The sequence below is a fragment of the Phreatobacter sp. genome, from assembly GCF_016793595.1.
Taxonomy (GTDB): domain Bacteria; phylum Pseudomonadota; class Alphaproteobacteria; order Rhizobiales; family Phreatobacteraceae; genus Phreatobacter.
In genome coordinates this window covers 217,814-234,950 of the sequence record NZ_JAEULY010000004.1, presented here as the reverse complement: position 1 = coordinate 234,950, position 17,137 = coordinate 217,814, and the positions used below count along the sequence as shown (strand labels likewise).

The window sequence follows — 17,137 nt, the reverse complement described above, 5'->3', positions numbered from 1 at the left end:
AGCATGGCCACAGCCCCGGCCGCGCTCAGCCGGCGGCGGCCTGACGAAGCGCGAGCGCTGCATCGATGGCCGGAACCAGCGGCGGAGCATCCGCCGCCTCCTTCAGTTCCTTGATGGCGGAGCGCGGCCGGGGCCTGCCGAGCAGGTATCCCTGCGCCTCGTCGCAGCCCTCCCGCGCCAGCAGGGCCAGCTGGTCGGAGGTCTCGACGCCTTCCGCCAGCACCGGCACGTCCAGGCTTCGCCCAAGCGCCAGGATGGCGCGGATGATCGCCTTGGCCTGCTGGCTCGTCTCGACCTCGGTCATGAAGGTCCGATCGAGCTTGATCTTGTCGAAGGGGAAGGCGCGCAGCGTCTCCAGCGACGAATAGCCGGTGCCGAAATCGTCGATCGCGACGGTGACGCCCAGCGCCTTGATCCGGCGCAGCATCTGCAGCGCCCGTTCCTTGTCGGCGATGATGGTGGATTCGGTGATTTCCAGCTCCAGCCGCGTCGCATCGAGCCCGCTATGCTCCAGCGCGCCGGTGAGGATGGTGATGAAGTCGCCGTGGCTGATCTGCACCGGCGAGAGGTTGACCGCGATCTTGTAGGGACGGGGCCAGCGCACCGCTTCCTCGCAGGCCGTCCGCAGCGCCCATTCGCCCAGCGGCAGGATCGCGCCGCATTCCTCGGCGATGGGGATGAAATCGGCCGGAGAGATCAGGCCGCGCTTCGGATGGTGCCAGCGCAGCAGCACCTCGTAACCGGTCGTCTCGCCGGTCGAGACCGATTTCTGCACCTGATAGTAGAGGCTGAACTGACCCTCCTCGATGCCCTCCCACAATTCCTTGGCGAGCGCGCGGCGGGTCCGCACCGCCTCGTCCATGCGCGCCTCGTAGAAGCACACGGTGTGGCTGATGCTGGCCTTGGCGCGATACATGGCGAGGTCGGCATTGCTGACCAGCTGATCGTGCTCCAGCGCGTCGTCGGGGAACAGCGCGACGCCCATCGAGGCGCCCGGCGCGATCTCGAAATCGTCGACCACCATGCGGTCGAACAGGCAGGCTTCCAGCCTCTGGGCGAAATCCATTAGGTCGTCGCGGTCGGCGAAGACCTTGACGGCGGAGAATTCATCGCCGCCGAACCGCGCGACGAACTCGCCGGCCCGCAGCGTCGCCGACATGCGCTGCGACAGGGTCTTCAGCACGGTGTCGCCGACCGCATGTCCACGGAGGTCGTTGATCTCCTTGAAGCGGTTGAGGTCGATGCCGATCACGGCAACCTTCTCGCCGGGTTTCGCATCGGCCATCGCCGCGCCGAGATGGTCGTTGAAGGCGACGCGGTTGGGCAGGCCCGTCAGCGCGTCATGCCGGGCCATGTGGGCGATCCTGGCCTCGGAGCGGCGGCGCTCGGTCACGTCCTCGCAGGTGGTCACCCAGGAGCCGTCGCCGATCGGACGGTGCGAGAACGCGACAACGCGCCCCTCGCCGAATTCCTCCGTGACCATGCTCGGTTCGGTCTGTCCGACAAGCGCGCCGTGGCGGTCCCGCATGGCGCTGGCGCGGTCCCTGGAGCCGGCGATCACGGTCAGGAACTGCTCGAAGCTCATGCCGTTCGTGAAATGGCCTTCCGGCAGGCCGAATATGCCGGCGAGGCGTCCGTTGAACAGCGCGAGCTCCTGCTTCCGGTCGAACAGGCAGAGCCCCTGCGACATGTTCGACAGGGCGAGGTCAAGCCTGCGGCTGGTCTCCTCGATGCGGAGACGATCGGCCCGCTGGGCCGTGATGTCGCGAGTGATCTTGGCGAAACCGATGAGTGTGCCGGCATCGTCGCGGATGGGATCGATCACCACGTGGGCCCAGAAGCGGGAGCCGTCCTTGCGCAGCCGCCAGCCCTCGTCCTCGAAACGTCCTTCCGCAAGCGCGGTTTCCAGCGCCTTCTGCGGCTTTCCCGCGGCGCGGTCGCTTTCGGTGTGGAAACAGGCGAAGTGCTTGCCGACGATCTCGTCGGCGGTATAGCCCTTCGTGCGGCGGGCGCCCTCGTTCCAGTTGGCGACCGTGCCGTCGGGATTGAGCAGATAGATCGCGTAGTCGGTAACGCCTTCGACGAGAATGCGGAACAGGCGCCCGCTGGCGGCCCGCGAGGCGCGGGCGCGACGGCTCATCAGCGTGGTGAACAGGCTGAGACCGAGCAGCGCCACGGCGACGATGGAGATGCTGGCGGCCAGCCGCTGCGGCGCGATGATCGAATCGGCGACCGGGGTGGCCGGGTCGGGGAGAATGGTGATCGCTCCCATGCCGGTGAAGTGAAGCGAGCAGATGGCGAGGGTCAGGAGCGCCGTGCCCTGGAGCGCGCCGGTCAGGTCCTGCCGGCGTCGCGCAGCCATCAGCGCTGCGGCGGCGAGCGCCGCGCCGAGGACAACCGAGGCGATGACCAGGTCGGCGGCCCACTCGATCCGGCCGGGGATCTGGACGGCCGCCATGCCGAGATAGTGCATCGACGCGACGCCCAGCCCGACGATGCCGCCGCCGGCGGCGACGGCCCATCGCTGGCGGACGAGGACAGCGACGGCGAGGCCTGCGGCGGTCACCAGGACGGCCACGACCAGCGACAGAAGGGTCAGTCCCGCCTCATAGCCGAGGACCACTCCGGGATCATAGGCGAGCATCGCCACGAAATGGGTCACCCAGATGCCGAACCCGGAGGCCATGGCCGCCGCAAGGATCCAGTAGATGCGGGCGAGGCCCTTCGCCGCCCGGGCATGCTGGCCGATGTCGATGACCGAATAGCTTGATGTTATGCAGACGGCGGCGGCGAGCGCCACGAGCCACCAGTTATGCTCGACGGCAAGGCAGGTCAGGACGCGAAACATGCAAACCTCGTCTAATTGAATCGGTTCTATCGCGTCACTTCCTAACGGTTCATGTGACGTTGCGGTAACCCGTTACGCGGCAGGTCTGGTCAGTAAACAATCGGTTGCAAAAGGCATGTCTTGATGATGCAACAGTATAGACAATCGCCGATTGTAGTCATCGGGATACCGGTGGAGGAGGGGGCCGGTACGCCCGGCGCGGCCATGGGACCGCGCATGCTGCGTACCGCGGGCCTCCTCACGGCCCTGCGCGACCTCGGCTGCGCGGTCGAGGACTGGGGCGATCTCGCCTTGCCGTCCGCGCTGCCGGAGCCGCCCGCCGGGCTTGCCAATGCCCACAACTTCCCCGCGATCGCCGGCTGGTCGCGGCTGATCGCGCGGGAGACGCACGCTGTCCTCGCGAGCGGCCGGCTGCCGCTCGTCATCGGCGGCGACCATGCGCTGTCCATGGGGTCCGTTTCAGGTGTCGCCCGCCATTGCGCGGAGACGGGCCGGCCGCTCTTCGTGCTCTGGCTCGACGCCCATGCCGACTTCAACACGCCGGCAACCTCGCCCTCCGGCAACATGCACGGCATGTCGGCGGCGATGCTGACCCGCGAGCCGGGTCTGGAGGCGGTGATGGGAGACGAGCCGCACGGCGCCGTCGATCCGCGCAACCTCACCCTGTTCGGCATCCGCTCCATCGACCGCGCCGAGCGCGATCTGCTGCGCGCGCGAGGCATCGAGGTCTTCGACATGCGCCTCGTCGACGAGTTCGGCGTCGCGGTCCTGATCCGCCGCGTGATCGAGCGTGTCGCGGCGGCCGGCGGGCACCTGCACGTCAGCCTCGATGTCGACTTTCTCGATCCAGCGCTTGCACCGGGCGTCGGCACGACCGTTCCCGGCGGCGCGACCTGGCGCGAGGCGCACCTGATCATGGAACTGCTGCACGATTCCGGGCTGGTCGGATCGCTCGATGTGGTCGAGCTTAACCCGTTCCTCGACGAGCGGGGAAAGAGCGCCCTGCTGCTGGTCGATCTGGTCGCGAGCCTGTTCGGACGTGAGGTCTACGCGCGGGGGCCGTAACCTCTGCGCGCCTGCCGAGGGATCGGTGACGCTGCCCGGCGCGACCCGGCGGACAGCGCCGGAGCCGTTCAGCGCGCGTTCGCCTTGATCCAGTCGAGGACGACGAGATTGCGCGAATAGACGCCGGGCCGGTTTTCGAGCGCGCAACCCTCGCCCCAGCTCACCTCGCCGACGAGGCGACGCACGCCGGCGAAGGCGATGGTCAGGGGGCCGCCGCTGTCGCCCTGGCAACTGTCCTTGTCCTTGACGCCGGCGCAGAACATGCGGTCGGTGATCGCGCCATTGTACCAGCTCGCCGAATTGCAGGTCGCGCGGGCGACGATCGGCACGTCGACCCGCCGCAGCCGCTGCTGGACATTGCCGCTGGCATCAACGCCCCAGCCGGACACGGTCGAGATCGTGCCGGGCGTCACCGACGAACTGTCGGAGGACCGGACGACCTCGATGAAGGTGCCGGGAAAATCGGCGTCGATGCGGATGAGCGCATAGTCGTAGTCGATGGTCTCCGAATTGTAGCGCGGGTGAATGACGATATCCGTGATGCGGTAGAATCTCATGCCACCGCCGAGCAGGTCGATGCTGCCGCCGGCGACCTGATGATATTGCGCCGCCCCGATCATGTTGTGGACGCAGTGCGCGGCGGTGAGCACCCACCGCCGGGAGATGAACGAGCCGCCGCAGAAGAAGCGCTCGGTGGCGGGCGTCGTGTCGCCGGGAAATGCCCAGAGCAGGGCGGCCTGCCAGGGAATCTCGCCCTCGGCCGCCGGCACGCCGCCGATGATCCTCAGCCGCGACCGGAGGCGGTCCGCCCGTTCCTTGACGTTCTGCTTGGTCTGGAGCTCGGCCGGCCCCGGCCGCGCCGCGGTCTGGGCCTGCGCGGCCGGCAAGGCCAGAGCGATGATCGATGCGAATGCGGATGCGGCCAGAAATGCGCGAAGGCGTCTCATGTCCCGGTCCCCCAAAGGTGGTTGCAGGAAAGATTCAATACAACTTAAAGGAGAAGTCAATTGCGCCTTCGCGCCGGAATTGCGGAATGGGCGCACGGGCGGCGCATTGACACAGAGGCGCCCGTGACTAGGGTGCGCGCTCTTTTTGAAACCCCGTAGGAAAGCGCCCCAATGCGTGCCGACATCGTCGCCACCGCCGAGGCCATCAAGGAGTCGGTCGGACTCCTGAGGAGGCATCTTTGACTGGGATGTCTCCGTCAAACGCCTCGCAGAACTGAACGCCCTCGCCGAATCCAACGACCTCTGGAACGATCCGGACAAGGCCCAGAAGGTGATGCAGGAGCGCAATTCGCTCGACGCCCGCATGACCGCGCTGACCGAGATCAACCGGGATCTCTCGGACAATCTCGAACTTGCCGAACTCGCCGAGGCCGAGGGCGACGACGCGACGCTGAACGAGGCCGCCAAGGCCCTCGAGGATGCGCGCGCCAAGGCCGCGCGCCTTCAGCTGGAGGCGCTGCTGTCGGGCGAGGCCGATTCCAACGACACCTATCTCGAGGTCCATGCCGGCGCCGGCGGCACCGAGAGCCAGGACTGGGCGCTCATGCTCATGCGCATGTACACGCGCTGGGCCGAGCGGCGCGGCTACAAGGTCGAGGTGGTCGAGGAGAGCCAGGGCGAAGAGGCCGGCATCAAGTCGACCACCATGCTGATCAAGGGCCACAACGCCTATGGCTGGCTGAAGACCGAGGCGGGAGTCCACCGTCTCGTCCGCATCTCGCCCTTCGATTCGAACGCGCGGCGCCACACCTCGTTCTCGTCGATCACGGTCTACCCGGTTGTCGACGACAAGATCGACATCCAGATCAACGAGAGCGACGTGCGCGTCGATACGATGCGCTCGGGCGGCGCCGGCGGCCAGCACGTCAACAAGACCGAATCGGCCGTGCGCCTCGTCCACAACCCGACCGGCGTCATGGTGGTGTCGGAAGGCTCACGCTCCCAGCACGCCAACCGGGCCGTCGCCTGGCAGATGCTGCGCGCCAAGCTCTACGAGCGGGAACTGAAAATCCGCGAGGAGGCGGCGGCCGCCGACTTCGCCGCCAAGACCGATATCGGCTGGGGCCACCAGATCCGCTCCTATGTGCTGCAGCCCTATCAGCTCGTGAAGGATCTGCGCACCGGCAAGACCTCCGGCGTGCCCTCGGATGTGCTGGACGGCGACCTCGACGGCTTCATGGAAGCGACCCTCGCCATGAAGGCCTATGGCACCAAGGCCGGCGACACCGACGACGTCGACTGACACGGAAAGCACTGTCGCAACGGAAAAGGCCGCTCCGCAAGAGCGGCCTTTTTGGCTCCTGGTGATCGTTGGTCACGGTATTGTAGTAGTGTAGTGATCGTTGATAACGGTACTTAAGTAGTGCGGCGGGAATATTCCGTGACGGTCGAGCAACACATGCGGAGGATGCCGCGCGACTCTTATTAAGATCAGAAACTTTATGTTATTCCCTAAGGTAACATGCTGCATTGACTGATTCGCACGGGAGAGTCGTCCATGCAAAGAGCCCTGCTTGCCGGCGTTGCGATCGCAACCCTCGCCACCGGCGTCCACGCGGCAGATATCGGCGTGCCGCGCGCGCCCGTCGCTGCGGCGATAGTCATGCCCGCCTTCAGCTGGACCGGCGCCTATGTCGGCGTTCAGGCCGGCTATGGCTGGGGCCGCAACAGCGGAACCGCCTGCGATTTCACCCGGACGTTTTGCAACCCCTATAGCGGCAGTGTCAGCGGCGCCGTCTTCGGCGGGCATGCCGGCTACAATTACCAGATCAACCAGATGGTTCTCGGCCTCGAGGCCGATCTTGAATACAACGCGGGCCGGACCGCTTCGACGCACGTGATGGCGAACTTCGGCCTGACCCTCGTCAATCGCGTCAGCGGCAGCATTCAGGGCTCCCTGCGCGGCCGTCTCGGTGTCGCGTTCGATCGCGCGCTGATCTATGCGACCGGCGGTCTGGCCTTCTCGCGCAATTCCTTTGACTGGTGGGTTCCAGCGGGCCCCATCATCGTTTCGTATGCGAGGGCAAGCGTCGGCTGGACGCTTGGGGCCGGCGTCGAATTTGCCCTGACCCCGGACTGGACCGCCCGGCTGGAATATCGCTACGCCAACTTCGCCGGCACCCGCTTCTCATCGGCCGTGTCCAATAGCGACGTGACCCACAAGCTCGACACCCACACGGTCCGTCTCGGCGTGAGCTATCGATTTTCGACCGGTCCGTCGGCGGTCGTCGCCCGCTACTGACCGGGGGTTCGCATAAGACAGTGCGGGCCGCCCGGGGGGATGGCCCGCATTGCTGTCCTGACGATCCGGCGCGCCTTCCGATGAGCGCCAGTCGAGGCCATCGGGCGCGGGCGGCATTTTGTTGCAAAGCCGCTTGTTGCAAAGCCGCAACATGTCTCGGTCATTCGATGGAATTGTGGTGATGCGCTACACTTCGGAAATATTCCGTAGGGTAACTCTGGCCACAGCAACGTCACATCCATCGGAGAGCCATGCCATGAAGAAGTTCCTGCTTGCCGGCGTCGCCGCCGTCGCCCTCGCGTCCGGCGCCCAGGCGGCCGACCTCGGTGTGGCCCGCGCCCCGGTGGCTGCCGTCGTGATGGTGCCGGTGTTCAACTGGTCCGGCGTCTTCGTCGGCGCCCAGATCGGCTACGGCTGGGGCCGCAATACCCGTGAGAACACGCTTCCTTTCATCAACAGCTACAATTCGCGCGGCCTGCTGGGCGGTGTTCACCTCGGCTACAACCACCAGATCAACAACTTCGTTCTCGGCGTCGTGGCCGACATCGAGGCGGCCGGTATCTCCGGCAACGACGCTGGCCTGGGCGGCTCGATCGACGGAGCGCGGATCAACTGGCAGGGCTCGCTGCGTGCCCGTGCTGGTATCGCCTTCGATCGCGCCCTGATCTACGCCACCGGCGGTCTCGCCTTCGGCGGTATCAACTACACGACCAATGGCGGCGGTCTGATCGACAGCTTCAATCGCACGCGGGCCGGCTGGACCATCGGCGGCGGCGTCGAATATGCCTTCACGCCGAATTGGACCGCTCACGTCGAGTACCGCTACACCGATTTCGGCCGCGCGAGCTCGCCAAACTTCCCGGGCAATCTGCCGGTCAGCGGCGGCTTCGGCTACCAGACCAAGACCACGACCCACACCGTGCGCCTTGGCGTCAGCTACCTCTTCTCGACCGGCCCGTCGGCGGTCGTCGCCCGCTACTGATTTCAGGTCTTCGCCTGAATGCGAAAGGCCGCCTTCGGGCGGCCTTTTTCGTTGGCTGATTGGGCGTGGCAAGCCTTTGCGCGGGGGGAGGAGGAGGGGTGTTGCGAAGGTGCAACGGTCTGCCTCGAACTGCCCGGATGAGGTCACGATGCCACAATTCAGAAACATGCCGAAGGGTAATCCGGTGTGACAGAAATCGAATACGCACCGGAGAGTCGTGCCATGAAGAAGTTCCTGCTTGCCGGCGTCGCCGCCGCCGCCCTCGCTTCCGGCGCTCAGGCGGCCGACCTCGGCGCCCCGCGCGGCCCGGTCGCCGCCGTTGTCGTCGCCCCGGCGTTCTCGTGGACCGGCTTCTATCTCGGCGCCCAGATCGGCTACGGCTGGGGCCGCGCCACGCAGCCGTGGACCGCTGTCATCGTGAACCCGACCACCTTCCCGCTGTTCCAGAACGATGCCCGCCAGAGCGGCGTGCTCGGCGGTCTGCATGCCGGCTTCAACTACCAGATCAACCAGTTCGTCCTGGGTCTGGAGGCCGATATCGAGGCGTCCGGCATCAACGGCAATGACGGCGGCTCGGGCGGCGACGTCAACGGCGTCCGCCATCGCTGGAACGCATCCCTTCGCGCCCGCGCTGGTATCGCCATCGACCGCGCCCTGATCTACGCCACCGGCGGCGTCGCCTTCCTGAATGCGCAGGCGACCCAGATTTCCCGGGTTCCCAACGAGTTCATCGGCTTCAACTCCACGGGCTGGACGCTCGGCGCGGGCATCGAATACGCCTTCACCCCGAACTGGACCGCCCGCGCGGAATACCGCTACACGGATTATGGCGCGCGCACCGCGATCTTCCCGGTCTCGGGTTATTCGGAGCGCATCAAGCCGCAGATCCACACGGTTCGCGTCGGCGTCAGCTACCTGTTCTCGACCGGCCCGTCGGCGGTTGTCGCCCGCTACTGATCTCGGGCTCCTGCCTGAATGCAAAAGGCCGCCTCCGGGCGGCCTTTTTTGTTGGCCCACGAGGACCGGGAGAAGACAACGCCCGGTCGGAATTTCTCCGCCGGGCGCAGCTGTCGAACATGCCTGAAACCTACCGGACCAGCGTTACGCTGTCAAGGCATAAAATCCGCAAAAGGAAAATATACGCAGTGCCCTGGCGACGGATTGCGCCTTCGCCGGCCGGTCAGCACCGTGTCGGATAGGCGCGCGGACCGGAAATCTGGAACGAGCGCCACAGCTCGTTGACGTTGCGGACCATCTCCCGAGCCATGGCGCGTGGGTAGCGGGCCTGAATCAGATAGACCACGCCCGGCTCGTTCCGGCTCTGCGCGACGATGTCGTAATAGTCGAGATCGGTGCGGAACCGCTCGCCGTGCAGCACGCCGCGACCCGACACGGTGAAGCCGCGGAAGCCGCTGGAATGAGGCGGCAGGCCGGCATCGCTCACGACCTGGCCGCGCCGCTGGCGCGGCCCTTCCACGATGGCCTCGTAGTACCAGGCCTGCGGCGTGCAGGTTCCCATCTGCCCGGCATTGTTGGCGCTGATGACCACGACGGCGTCGGGATTGCGCTCGTGGACCAGCACCGAGTTCACCGGACCCGGCAGGTCGTTGTCGCTCTCCAGCCGGAAGTCCGGGCCGATCGCGAAAGACCAGCGGTCCCGGCGATGGCGGTAGGGGCCGTCCGGCGGCGGGGCTTGCGGGATCGAGCCGGTGGTTTCGCTCGGCGGGGTGGGCGGCTGGCCGGCGGCCGGCGCTGCTTCATGGGCGGCCCCGCGCGGCGTCACCGACCCGGTCACGTCGCGGGAAGCCGCCGGAGCCGTCTGGGCGGCGGCAACCTGCGCCTCGCGCAGGCTTCGCGCCTCGATCTCCGCGGCATTGGCGCGGTTGATCGCCTCCTGAATGCGCTGTTCGGCGGTCTGCGCCGCCGTCTGGCTCGCCTGCTGCGCGGTCTGGAGTTCGGCCTGCGCGCGGCGCATCTGGTTGCCGGCCTCGGCCGCCTGATTCTGCCGCTGGATCAGTTCCGTCTGGCTGTGCGCAAGCTGGGTGCGGGCGACGCGCAGGTTCGCTTCCGCCGTCTCGGCGCGGCGCGCCGCCGTCCGCAGGGCCTCGCGCAGGCGCGGCAGCTCGGCGGTCGATGCCTGCGCCAGTTCGGCGCGCTCATGCGCGAGGCGCGACAATTCGGCGATCCGCGGGTGGGAATCGCCGCGCAGGGGGCCGGCGAACTCGGTGATGCCGGCGGCCGCGACAGAGCCGACGAGAAAGGCCACGGCCGAAATGCCGGCCCAGCGCAGCGGCAGGCGTCCCGTTGCCGTCGCGGCGGTGAGCTGGGCGGTTCTGGATTTCTCCATCGCCGTCTGCAGCCGCTCGTTGTCGGCGGCGAGCCGGGCGACGCTTTCGCGCAGGGCCGTGGCGCCGTCGGCGATCGCCTCCCTCGGATCTGGCGCGACAGCGGTCTGCCCCGCGCGCACCGCCTTGAGGTAGCCGGTGAAACCGTCCAGCGTCGCCTTGAGGCGGTCCTGCGCGGCCTGACCGCGCTCGATCAGGACACCATGCGCCTTGCGGAACTCGGCGGCGAACCGCTCGCGCTCGGCAGCCTCGAAGCGGCCCCAGATGGCCGCCGACGCGATGTCGTCGGGGAATTTGCGCGCGAAGTCGCGCTGCGCCGGCTCGTCAACCTTGCCCACATCGGCAGCCATGGCGGCGGCCAACGCGGCGAGGCCGGGCCGGCCGAGAGCCGCGCCGATCAGGTCGAGAAGCTGCGTCCACGCGGCCTTGCCCTCGGCGGTGGCGGCATCGGCAAACCAGGCGCCGAGTTCGGGCGCCGGCAGTAGGCCGAACGGCGCTTCCAGCCGCTCGGTGGCGAAGGGTTCGAGCCGCGCCGCGACCAGCTTGCCCTGTTCCTGGGCGGCGCGGGCCTGGCCGAGGAGGCCGGCATGGTTCTCCGCCGGGTCGAGCACGGCGGCCGGCCAGAGCACCAGCGCGACGCGCGCTTTCGCTATGGCCTCGCGGACCGCCTTGGCGACGCCACGGCCCTTGGGTTCGATGTCCGGCGAAACGACGACGTGAAGCGCGGCCAGAGCCTTGGCGATGATGTCGGCGCGCTCCTTGTCGGCGCGACGGCAGGCGATGAACAGATCCGCCACGAACTTGCCTCCTCGATGACGCTGGCGACGGCGGCCCGTCGAACGGCATGCACGTGTATCGGTTCAGGCGCGGCGGCCGGTCAGTCGGCCTCGGCAAGCCTCAGGCCCGCGCGCACGAAACGCATCGGGTCGATCGCATCGCCGTTGATGCGGGTTTCATAGTGCAGATGCGGTCCGGTCGAGCGCCCGGTCGAGCCGACACGGCCGATCCGGTGGCCGGCGCGTACCGTCTCGCCCTCCTTCGTCTCGATGCGGGAGAGGTGGGCGTAGCGCGTCGACAGGCCGTTGCCGTGGTCGATCTCGACCATCAGCCCGTAGCCGCCCATCGAGCCGGCATGGGACACCCGGCCGCCGCCGGAGGCGAAGACCGGCTCGCCGGTCGCGCCGCGGAAGTCGATGCCGGAATGCATCGCCCATGAGCGCAGGAACGGGTCCAGCCGCGCGCCGAAACCGGACGAAAGCTCGAGCTCGCCGGCATGGGGCCGGCCAAGCGGAATCTGCCCGACGATCTGGTTCAGGCGCTCCTTCTCGCGCATCACGGTCTGCACGCGAAAGACCTGACGCTCGAAGGCCGAAGCCTCGGGCGAGGGCGCGGCGATCGGGATGAGCGGGCCGCCGGTGCCGGCGGTCGAGGCGGCCGGCGCGCGCGCGACCCGCGCCTCGCCGAGACCGAGCTCGGTGAGCACCGAGCGGATACGCCGCGCCCGGCGCTCCGTGCGCGTTTCGAGCGCCTGAAGCGCTGCCTGCTGATGCTGTTCGACGCGGGCGAGCGAATGCTCCACCCGGCCGATCGTGTCGTGCCGCCCGGGCGCCGAGGCGAGCGCGAAACCATGCGCCGCCGCGAGTTCAACGGGCGCGGGCCGCGATTCGAGCCGGGAGTGGCGCTCGGCAGGGGGGGCGAGGCGGACGGTGTCGCCGGGGCGTGAAGCCGGGACGGGGGCGACGGATTGCACCGGAGCGGCGCGCGGCGCGGATCGCGCGGGCGCGACCTGCTCGTTCAGCGATGCCACGATCGACTGGCGGGTCTCCAGCAGGGCCTGTCGGCGGGCCACCTGGTCGACGCGCTGCTCCATCTCGTTCTGCAGGACGAGATGACGGCTGGTGAGCATGTCGACCTGGCCGCGCAGGTCGCGGATGCGATCCTCGTAGCCGTGCTGGACCGCCGCCTGGCGGCTCATCATGCCGCCGACGATGTCGTCCTTGAAGGCGAGATAGCTGGTGACGGCGACGCCCCAGATGCTGAGCACGGCGCCGAGCGCGCCGAGCGTGCCGACAAGGCCCATGGACAGGGACGTGATGCGTGTGGCGCCGGCCGAGCGCCAGGCGAGGGTCAGCGCGCCCGCGGGCACCTGGGCGCGCAGATTGGCCTCCTGGGCGAGCTGGGCGCGATTATATCGGTGGGCCTGATGGGACATCGGCGAACATCCGTACGCGAACGGGACGCCGCATTACCGCCGATTAAGGTTAACGAACCGTGCCCGCGACCCGGCGGTTCACAGGGCCCGCGCGGCGGCGAGCACCTCCTCGGCGTGACCCTTGACGCGGACCTTGCGCCAGACGCGGGCGATGCGACCCTTCGCATCGATCAGGAACGTCGCCCGCTCGACGCCCATGAAGCGCCGTCCGTACAGCGTCTTCTCGACCCAGACGCCGTAGGCTTCGAGCATGCGGCCTGTCTCGTCGGTCGCGAGCGGCAGGGTCAGATCCTGCTTGTCGCGGAATTTCTCAACTGCCTTGAGCGGATCGCGCGAGACGCCGACCACGGCGGTTCCGGCTTCCGCGAAGGCTCCGGTCAGCCGCTCGAAATCCTGCGCCTCGGCGATGCACAGGCTCGTATTGGCTTTCGGATAGAAGAACAGGGCGACCTTGCGGCCCTTGAAGTCGGCCAGCCGCACCGTGGCGCCGGCGGGGCCGGGCAGCGCGAAAGCGGGGGCCTTGTCGCCCGTTTCCAATGACATTCGCGCCTTCCTTTCGTCGGCTTTGTGGCCGATGTTCCGGCTCGCTGCAGAGCGGTTCCGGTTTTCTATCGGGGATCGTGGGTGTCCGGCGTGGATTCGTCCAGCCGATGGCCTATAAGCCTCGGATGAGGCGACACCTGCTTTTTCTTGCCTAACGTATGGTTAAGGCGGGGTCAGGCAGGTTCTGACATATCGGCGTTTGGGCGCCGGGGATTGCGTGCCGGCGTTTGGGCGCCGCGAGGTGATGGTTCCGGGCCGGAGAGCCCAGCAAGGCGGGGGACGACCGAGGGATGGAGTGGCGCGCCGATCAGGGCCGTGGTCCCGCGTCTGCCGTTCCGGCGGACGAATCGGTGGCGCGTCGCCTGGGGCCGCGCTGGTCCAACCGCCGGATTCCTGCCTTTCTCCTGGCATTGTGCGGCGGCCCCGTTTCCTGCTGGTCGGCACGCCGGCGATGGTCCGTCGGCATAGCCGCGGCCCTCGTCCTTCTCATCTCGACGCCGATTCTCATTCTTGCCTGGCAGATGCGCGTCGGCAGTGGCGTCGGCCTCGACATGCTGACGCCGTGGATCGCGCGCTCGCTGTCCGACCAGCTCGGCGACGGCCGGCAGGTGAGCATCGGTTCGGCGGTGGCCGCGCGGGATGGGCAGGGCCGGGTCGAGATCGAGGCGCGCGATGTCGTCATCAAGGACGTCGATGGCCGCCGCGTCGCCTCCATGCCGCGCATCGCGCTGGAGCTCGACGGGCTGCCGCTGCTCGGGCGGCCGGCCATCCGACGGGTCGATCTGGTTGGCGCGTCGGTGGCGCTGAAGGTCGGCGAAGACGGTCAGATCGCCCTCGCGGCCGGGCGCTTCAGGGCGCAATTGCCGGAGGATGCGGGTCCGACACCGTCACAGCCGGCCCAGCAGCCGCAGGCGGAGCTTACCTCGACCCTGCCGGAGCCGGAGCTTTCGCCCTTCCGCCGCCTCGGCATCTGGCTCGACATTTTCGAGCGCTCCGGCCTCGACGGCCACCGGTTGACCGGCTTCGGCCTGCGAAACGGCACCGTGATCGTCGACGATGTGCGCTCCGGCAAGCGCTTCGTCTTCGCCGGCATCGATCTCGACCTGACCGCACCGCAGCAGGGCGGCCTCTCGCTTGGCATCGACGCCTCCGGGTCCGGCGCGCGCTGGACCTCCACCGCGATGGTCACCCCGCGCGATGCCGAGGGCCGGCGGCGGATCGACGTGACCATGACCGGAATGTCGCCGCGCGATCTCAGCCTCGCGGTTCAGGGGCCGCAGGTCTTCTACGCGGACACGCCGATTTCCGGCGCGCTGCAGGCGGTTCTCGACGCCTCCGGCGACCCCTCCGGCTTCTCGGGGCGCGTCAGTCTCGGTCGTGGCGAGGTCGGTGATCTCAACGACGCCGCCATGCGCGTGGTTATCGACGAGATCGCTGCCGACGTGCACTGGAAGGCCGGCGACCGCGGGCTGATCGTCGACCGCGTCCAGGTCGTTTCCGGGCACAACCGCGCCGAGCTGAACGGGCTGGTGACGCCGCCCGCCAAGGCGGGCGAGCCGCTCGTCGTCGAGGTCTCGAACGTCAAGGCGGTGACCTCCGTGCTCAACCCGCATGAGCAGCCGGTGCCGATCAACGTCCGCGACGCGCGCTTCGTCTTTGAACCGGGGCCAAAGACGCTGAGCATCGAGCGGCTGACCGTTGATCAGGGCGCGGACCCCCTCGCCAGCCTCTCCGGGCAGATCAGTTTCACGGGCGCTTCGCCGGCCATCTCGCTCGACCTGCGCGCCGGAAAGATGCCGATCGCGACAGCGTTGCAGCTCTGGCCGCGTGCCTCGAACCCGCATGTGCGCGACTGGGTCGCCGACAACATGGCGGGCGGCACGACCGAGGAGACGAGCGTGCGCGTCACCGTGCCGGCGGGCCTGCTGGCCACCAGGCACTGGGTTCTCGAAAAGGACGCGCTATCGGTGCGCGCGAAGCTGCGCGGCACGGCGCTGCGCGTCCTGCCGGGCCTCTCGCCGCTCTCCGGCACCGATATCGACGTCGTGGTCGATGGCCAGATGGCCCAGCTTTCGGTGTTGCGGGGAATGCTGGAGCCGGTTCCCGGCAAGCGGCTGGTGCTGAGCCAGGGGTCCTTCGACATTGCCGATCATCGCATCCAGCCGGCGCAGTCGGTCAGCCGGTTCCGGCTGCAGGGCACGGCGGACGCCGCCTTCGCGCTGCTCGGTCAGGAGGCGTTCAAGGGTGCCGCCACGGGGCCGACTCTGCCCTCGGGCAAGGTCGACGGCGCGGTGGTCGCCAATGTCACGGTCAACGTGCCGCTGACCGAGACCTTCCAGCCGAACCTGATCGATTATGTGGTGGACGCCGATTTCACCGGCTTCGCCGCCGACAATGCCTTCGGCGACATGCGCGTCGAGCGCGCCGCCTTCAAGGTCCAGACGACGCCGCGCACCTTCACCATGCGCGGGCAGGGCGTGCTCGGCGGCGCGCAGGCGAATTTCGAGTATCGCAAGCCCCGGCCCGAGGCGAAGCCGGAAATTCGCCTCACGGCGACGCTGGACGATCGCGGCCGGGCGCGGCTCGGCCTCAATATCGGCCCGCGCATCGCCGGGCCGACGCCCGTCCGGGTGATGACGGTGGGCGAGGATTCCGGCCGCTACAATGTCGAGGTGGACCTGGGTCCGGCGGCGCTGGCCGACCTGCTGCCCGGCTGGACCAAGCCGCGCGGACAGGCCGCCCGGGCGCGTTTCATTGCGGTCGAGGGCGACGATGGCTGGAAGCTCGAGGACCTGCTGGTCGAGAGCCGTGGCGTGCTGGTGCGCGGCTCGGCGACCTTCGACGACAAGGGCGCGCTCGTCTCCGGCACATTCCCCGCTTACAACCTGTCCGACGGCGACCGCATGAATGTGCGCGTCGAGCGCGCCGGGGCCGGCCATCGCGTCACCGCGCGCGGCGAGGTCATCGATGCGCGCAACCTGCTGAAATCACTGACCGAGACACCCCGCCTCGGTTCCGGCCGCACGGCTGCCGCCGAGCCGGCGACCGGCGAGATGGAACTCGACTTCAAGGTGGCGGCCGTTGCCGGCAGCGGCGGCGAGGTGATCCGCCAGCTCGAACTGCGCCTGGCGCGCCGCGGCTCGGAGATCCGGTCGCTGACGGCCTCGGGCCGGGTCGGGCGCAATGCGCCCTTCGCGGTGGAACAGCGCGGACAAGGCAATGCAGCCCGGATTGCCGTCTCGGCCGGCGATGCCGGGGCGCTGCTGCGCTTCCTCGACATCTACCGCTCGTTGCAGGGCGGCGACCTCGCGCTGGTCATGTCGCCGATCCAGCCCGGCGGGGACATCCGTCAGGGCGCCGTCGAGATCACCAATTTCGGCATTCGTGGCGACCGCGCCATTTCCGGCATGGTGGCTGCGGCCGGCGAGCCGCCGAATAACAGCCGTGGTCAGGCCGCGCCGCCGCCGCCGGCGGGCAACGACGCCTTCGCCTTCACGCGCCTGCGCGCCAATTTCGCGCGTACCGACGGCAAGGTCAGCATTGCCGATGGCCTCCTGTGGGGCGCCGCCATAGGCGCGACCGTCGAAGGCGAGTTCGATCCCGGCCGGGATCGGCTGCTCCTGCGCGGTACCTACGTGCCCGCCTATGCGCTGAACAACATCTTTGCGCGCATCCCCGTGCTCGGCCTGTTCATGGGCGGCTCGCCGGACGAGGGCGTCTTCGGCATCACCTACCAGATATCCGGCGCCGTCAGCGCGCCCCGCCTGATGATCAATCCGCTTTCCGCGGTGACCCCCGGCTTCCTGCGCAAGATGTTCGAGTTCCGCGGCAACTCCGGCCGCGCTGCCACGCCCCGGCTGGACGATACGGTCGGCTCGACGCAGCGCTGAGCC

Annotated in this window: 11 protein-coding genes; 6 read left to right on the top strand and 5 right to left on the bottom strand. The window is 68.4% G+C overall.

What is annotated here, in order from left to right:
* Window positions 1-25: 25 nt before the first annotated feature.
* Window positions 26-2,848, bottom strand: coding sequence for a bifunctional diguanylate cyclase/phosphodiesterase (locus JNK84_RS05185; RefSeq protein WP_293421256.1), 2,823 nt, complete (start codon window positions 2,846-2,848; stop codon window positions 26-28).
* Between the two features lie 123 nt (window positions 2,849-2,971).
* On the opposite strand from JNK84_RS05185, the gene rocF reads away from it, so the two are divergent.
* Window positions 2,972-3,913, top strand: a complete 942-nt coding sequence (rocF, locus tag JNK84_RS05180) for an arginase (RefSeq protein WP_293421254.1) — start codon at window positions 2,972-2,974, stop codon at window positions 3,911-3,913.
* A gap of 68 nt (window positions 3,914-3,981) precedes the next feature.
* Here rocF and JNK84_RS05175 read toward each other — a convergent pair whose 3' ends face one another.
* The gene (locus JNK84_RS05175) at window positions 3,982-4,860 is read right to left on the bottom strand and encodes a serine protease (protein WP_293421252.1); all 879 of its coding nucleotides are present in this window, start codon (window positions 4,858-4,860) and stop codon (window positions 3,982-3,984) included.
* A 171-nt stretch (window positions 4,861-5,031) separates the two neighbouring features.
* On the opposite strand from JNK84_RS05175, the gene prfB reads away from it, so the two are divergent.
* From prfB to JNK84_RS05155, 4 genes are all read left to right on the top strand, one after another.
* A protein-coding gene (gene prfB, locus JNK84_RS05170; RefSeq protein ID WP_293421250.1) for a peptide chain release factor 2 occupies window positions 5,032-6,163 on the top strand; the annotation gives its coding sequence in 2 pieces (ribosomal slippage) (window positions 5,032-5,100 and window positions 5,102-6,163; 1,131 coding nt in all).
* Between the two features lie 327 nt (window positions 6,164-6,490).
* Window positions 6,491-7,162 carry an outer membrane protein gene (locus JNK84_RS05165; protein ID WP_293421248.1) on the top strand — a complete coding sequence of 224 codons (672 nt, stop codon included), beginning with the start codon at window positions 6,491-6,493 and terminating at the stop codon, window positions 7,160-7,162.
* A 256-nt stretch (window positions 7,163-7,418) separates the two neighbouring features.
* Complete coding sequence (locus JNK84_RS05160; RefSeq protein ID WP_293421246.1) at window positions 7,419-8,144, top strand: outer membrane protein; 726 nt, start codon at window positions 7,419-7,421, stop codon at window positions 8,142-8,144.
* Between the two features lie 222 nt (window positions 8,145-8,366).
* A complete protein-coding gene (locus tag JNK84_RS05155; RefSeq protein ID WP_293421244.1) occupies window positions 8,367-9,101 on the top strand; it encodes an outer membrane protein in 735 nt (244 codons plus the stop codon).
* A gap of 223 nt (window positions 9,102-9,324) precedes the next feature.
* On the opposite strand, the gene JNK84_RS05150 is transcribed toward JNK84_RS05155, so the two are convergent.
* From JNK84_RS05150 to JNK84_RS05140, 3 genes are all read right to left on the bottom strand, one after another.
* Complete coding sequence (locus JNK84_RS05150) at window positions 9,325-11,286, bottom strand: hypothetical protein (protein ID WP_293421242.1); 1,962 nt, start codon at window positions 11,284-11,286, stop codon at window positions 9,325-9,327.
* An 80-nt stretch (window positions 11,287-11,366) separates the two neighbouring features.
* Window positions 11,367-12,701 carry a M23 family metallopeptidase gene (locus JNK84_RS05145; protein ID WP_293421240.1) on the bottom strand — a complete coding sequence of 445 codons (1,335 nt, stop codon included), beginning with the start codon at window positions 12,699-12,701 and terminating at the stop codon, window positions 11,367-11,369.
* 78 nt (window positions 12,702-12,779) lie between these two features.
* On the bottom strand, window positions 12,780-13,244 hold the full coding sequence (locus tag JNK84_RS05140) for a peroxiredoxin (RefSeq protein ID WP_367272238.1): 465 nt from the start codon (window positions 13,242-13,244) through the stop codon (window positions 12,780-12,782).
* A gap of 350 nt (window positions 13,245-13,594) precedes the next feature.
* Here JNK84_RS05140 and JNK84_RS05135 point away from each other — a divergent pair, with 350 nt between their 5' ends.
* Window positions 13,595-17,134: a YhdP family protein gene (locus tag JNK84_RS05135; protein WP_293421238.1), complete on the top strand. Its 3,540-nt coding sequence runs from the start codon at window positions 13,595-13,597 to the stop codon at window positions 17,132-17,134.
* Window positions 17,135-17,137: the final 3 nt, after the last annotated feature.